Genomic DNA, 4,371 nt, shown 5'->3' with positions numbered 1-4,371 from the left:
TCACAGTCCTTGGTTCCCGACATTTCGTCGAATATATATGGCGTTGTCGGGCTGACCAGCAACCCTATCATGTTAAGTTTGGACTTTCCCGAAAGGGGAGGTCTGTTTGCACCTGCACGTAACTGTTTTGGAATCCCCCGATTCCTTATTTTGCCAAGCAACCTTGTGGGGTTCGCTCATAGAGTCTGGCCTCAACAATCTTTCACGGATTCAGGATGATGATTTAAAAGCGTAAAAGCTTGAAGCAAGTACGAAGCCATTTCATGCGCCTCAGGCCCTTTGACTGGCTGAGAGTTACGTTCCACCGCTTCAAAATAAGCATTAAAGTACTGTTTTGCGAGTTCATGCTCTTGCTCCATTAATGTGAATTGATCCATTTCTTCACCAAAATACCAGGTAATCAAGGGAAACATATGCTCTTCTTCCCATTTTGAATGAGCTTCCAATTCTCTCTTAAAGACGGTAGCTTTCCTTTTCAGATCCCTTAACACTCCGATCCAATTAATTGCATCTTCATTCAAGCCTATTGCTTTAGCCATCCCATATAACTCAACCAATTTAATCTTAAGCAGCACATGTTCCTCTTGTAGCCTCTGAATCGATTCGTTCAGTTGGTACAATGGATGTCCAATCGAATTATATGGGTCTAACGGCAAATGTTGTTTCATAGCTAATTCCTCCGTTTATATTGACTTACTACCTTATTGATGATTACAGTGTAGCTCCGAGTAGACGATAAATATGTGAAAAAAATCACATACGTCCGATGTATTTTTTGCATATGAAAATTTATATTCACTATGTGATTTAATTCATATGATAGGATCATTTATTCCTGCAATACTGGTTATACCAATACTTTTCTGTATCTAATTTTACTCACATGGAGGTTATGTAAAATGAAAGGAATTAAAAAATCTCCCCCTCGGCATCCAGAGAGGGTCCTACAATTTGGAGAAGGGAATTTTTTAAGGGGATTCTTTAACTGGATGCTCCATCAGATGAATCAAAAGGAATTGTTTAATGGTCAAGCGGTTGTTATACAACCCATTTCCAGCGGGATGACAGATATGATTAATGAACAGAACGGGATGTACACTTTGCTTCTGCGAGGTATTCAAAACGGAAATAGAGTCGAGGAGGCAGAATTGATTACATCAATACGCCGCGGAATCAATCCTTATACGGATTATAAATCGTTCTTGCACTGCGCTTCGAATCCGGACCTGCGTTTTATCGTCTCCAATACCACAGAAGCCGGGATCGCTTACGAACCGAATGACCAATATCATCATGCTCCACCCTCTTCTTTTCCCGGCAAGCTGACTGTGTTTTTGCATAAAAGGTTCATAGCATTTCACGGAGACCTTTCTAAAGGGTTCATCATTCTGCCCTGCGAACTGATTGACCGCAATGGAGACCAGCTGAAACAGATCGTACTTCGCTATGCCAGACAATGGCAGCTTGGAGAAGATTTCGAGGAATGGCTGGAACATAATCATTTTCTTAATACACTCGTAGATCGAATTGTAACCGGCTACCCGAAGGAGGAAATAGGAAAACTTACTGCTCGCCTCGGTTATGTGGATCATCTATTCAACACGGCAGAGCCCTTTCATTTATGGGTTATTGAAGGTGACAGGAGGCTTTCTGGAGAGCTTCCACTCGTCGATGCGGGACTTAATGTCATATGGACCAACGACTTGACTCCCTATAGAACCCGGAAAGTTCGCTTACTTAACGGTGCGCATACGATCGCATTAAAACTACACGAGCCGGGGGAGATAATTCTAAAATATGGCTTTCCTATTGGTCGTGCATCCCATCGAATTGAACCCGGAGAATGGGTACATACTCATAATCTGCGAACAAATCTGAACGGGGTCATCGAATATCAGTATAATCCGCAAGCGGCTATCGTTACCCAAAAAGAGGATTCCGCGGACATCTTTTGTCCTCAATTCTTAGGTTACATCCGTGATAATGGGGAGGTAGGCATACGTAATGAAATTTGGATCATCAATACCGTTGGATGCGTCAATAAAACAGCGGAGCGGCTTGCCGCAGATGCAAACAAACTCTATCCCAACCTGACGGACGGAATATTCTCCTTCTCGCATCCGTACGGATGCTCTCAGCTCGGGGACGATCAACTGTATACACAGCGCATATTGGCTGGCTTGGTACGGCATCCGAATGCAGCGGGTGTTCTTGTCCTTGGACTTGGATGCGAAAATAACCATATCGGTGAATTCCAAAAGATCATTGGACCTATCGATGAAAATCGAGTTAAGTTTTTATCCATCCAGGAGACAAAGGATGAACTGGAATGCGGCCTGCAGCTGATCGGTGAACTAGTAAATTATGCTCAATCCTTCAAACGTGAACCTTGCCCCGTCTCCAAACTGTTAGTTGGACTGAAATGCGGGGGTTCAGATGCGTTCTCCGGCATCACGGCCAACCCTTTGCTCGGACATTGCTCTGATCTGCTCGTCGGCTATGGGGGGTCTACCGTACTTACGGAAGTGCCTGAGATGTTCGGAGCCGAAACCATTCTAATGAATCGCTGTTCAGACGAATCTATTTTCTCCGATACGGTTCATTTGATAAATGGCTTTAAAGAATACTATACCCGGCATAATCAAGTCATTTATGAAAATCCGTCTCCCGGCAACAAGAAAGGTGGAATCACTACACTGGAAGAAAAATCCCTTGGGTGCACTCAAAAAGGGGGAACCAGCCCTGTAATGGCGGTTATTCCTTATGGAGGACAGGTTCAAGCCACCGGACTGCAGCTGCTTGAAGGACCGGGCAACGATATGGTTGCCGTTACAGCTTTGACAGCTGCAGGTGCTCACCTGATATTATTTACCACAGGCCGTGGAACGCCTTTAGGAGCCCCTGTTCCTACAGTCAAAGTATCCTCCAATTCGGAACTAAGTGAACGGAAACGGAACTGGATTGACTTTAATGCAGGCGTTCTTCTTGAGAATCGAAATTTATCGGAGCTCGCTGAAACATTGCTGGAGTATGTGTTGAAGGTTGCATCAGGAGAGACGCGCTGCTGCAATGAAAGAAGCGGCTCTCGGGAAATCGCCATTTTTAAAGACGGTGTTACGCTGTAAGAATATTTGTTTCGGAGGGAGCTTTGACTCCCTCCTTTTTTTCATAATGATTGATTCAATTACCCTGTTGCTCCAACCGTTTTATAAATTCTTCCGCGGCGCTATATCCCTGTTGACGAAGGTACCAGTTGTTTGCGGCTGCTTCCACTAGTCCCGCCACATCTCGCCCTGGTTGAAGCTGAATCTGGAGATATGGAATCCGAATATCCATATATTCAGTAAACTTCGCTTCCTGCTCCAACTCATTATTAAGTGAATCCTCTTCCCATCTCGTTAATTCAATATCAAGAACGATAGGGGTTTCCTCTTGAAAGGCTTTACGTCCATAGAGTCGTGATACGTTAATTAATCCAATACTACGAAGGGCAAGGAACTCTTTCGTTTTTCCGTCATGAGTACCGATAATGGTTTCAGGACTAATTTTCTTCAAAACAACAAGATCATCGGCCACAAGACGATGACCTCTACGAATAAGGGTGTGTGCGGTCTCGCTTTTTCCCACACCCGAGTTGCCACGAAGTAAAATGCCGATACCAGATACATTGACGCAAACACCGTGGATACTTATCTCTGGAGCTAAACATTTGGCAAGGTAAAGATCGATCAATTCAAGGAATTTGGACGTCGTTTCCTTCGTACGCAGAAGAGGAATCCCCTCTTCCTCACAATACTTTATTAAATACTTAAGCCCTTCCAAATTACGGGTAACTACAAAGCAAGGCGGGTGATATTCACAATGTTTCCGATACGATCATTTCGTTCTTTCTCACTCAGCGTGTGCAGATAGTTAATTTCTTTTTTACCTAAAACCTGTACGTGGGCATGTGAAAAGAATTCAAAGTACCCAGCAAATTCAAGTCCTGGCCTATTGGCACGAGACCTCGTTATCGCTTGGTCCAACTGCGTACTTCCGGCAAGAATCTCTAATGAGAACCGATCAACCAAATCTTTAACCGTCACTGATTTCATGTTTCACTGTCTCCCCCACACTTAAGATTTATAAAAATATATGAAGAATGCATTTTACCTACTATAAGAGCCTGTTCAAAAAGCTCATAAAATAGCATAAAAACAAAAATGCACCGAAGCGAGAAATGGTAAAATGAAGGTACCCCTACCAACATCAAACCATACGCGAGGTGCATTTTTATGGACTTGCAGCTTGAACTGCTGCCCTACCACTACTATAACACACTCGGTTTTGATGCGGAATTAATTGATTACATCGATCATGTGGATGACTTCA

At 43.6% G+C, this 4,371-nt stretch carries 2 protein-coding genes and 1 pseudogene; 1 reads left to right on the top strand and 2 read right to left on the bottom strand.

Annotated elements, in window-relative coordinates:
- Nucleotides 1-191: 191 nt before the first annotated feature.
- The gene (locus O9H85_RS37265) at nt 192-668 is read right to left on the bottom strand and encodes a hemerythrin domain-containing protein (protein ID WP_269886363.1); all 477 of its coding nucleotides are present in this window, start codon (nt 666-668) and stop codon (nt 192-194) included.
- A 231-nt stretch (nt 669-899) separates the two neighbouring features.
- On the opposite strand from O9H85_RS37265, the gene O9H85_RS37260 reads away from it, so the two are divergent.
- Nucleotides 900-3,125, top strand: coding sequence for a tagaturonate reductase (locus tag O9H85_RS37260; protein ID WP_269886362.1), 2,226 nt, complete (start codon nt 900-902; stop codon nt 3,123-3,125).
- Between the two features lie 55 nt (nt 3,126-3,180).
- On the opposite strand, the pseudogene hprK reads toward O9H85_RS37260, so the two are convergent.
- Nucleotides 3,181-4,094 (bottom strand): annotated as a pseudogene (hprK, locus tag O9H85_RS37255) (HPr(Ser) kinase/phosphatase).
- Nucleotides 4,095-4,371: the final 277 nt, after the last annotated feature.

The sequence above is a fragment of the Paenibacillus gyeongsangnamensis genome (assembly GCF_027533625.1).
GTDB classification, from domain to species: Bacteria; Bacillota; Bacilli; order Paenibacillales; family NBRC-103111; genus Paenibacillus_G; species Paenibacillus_G gyeongsangnamensis.
This window is presented reverse-complemented; position numbering and strand designations above follow the sequence as displayed.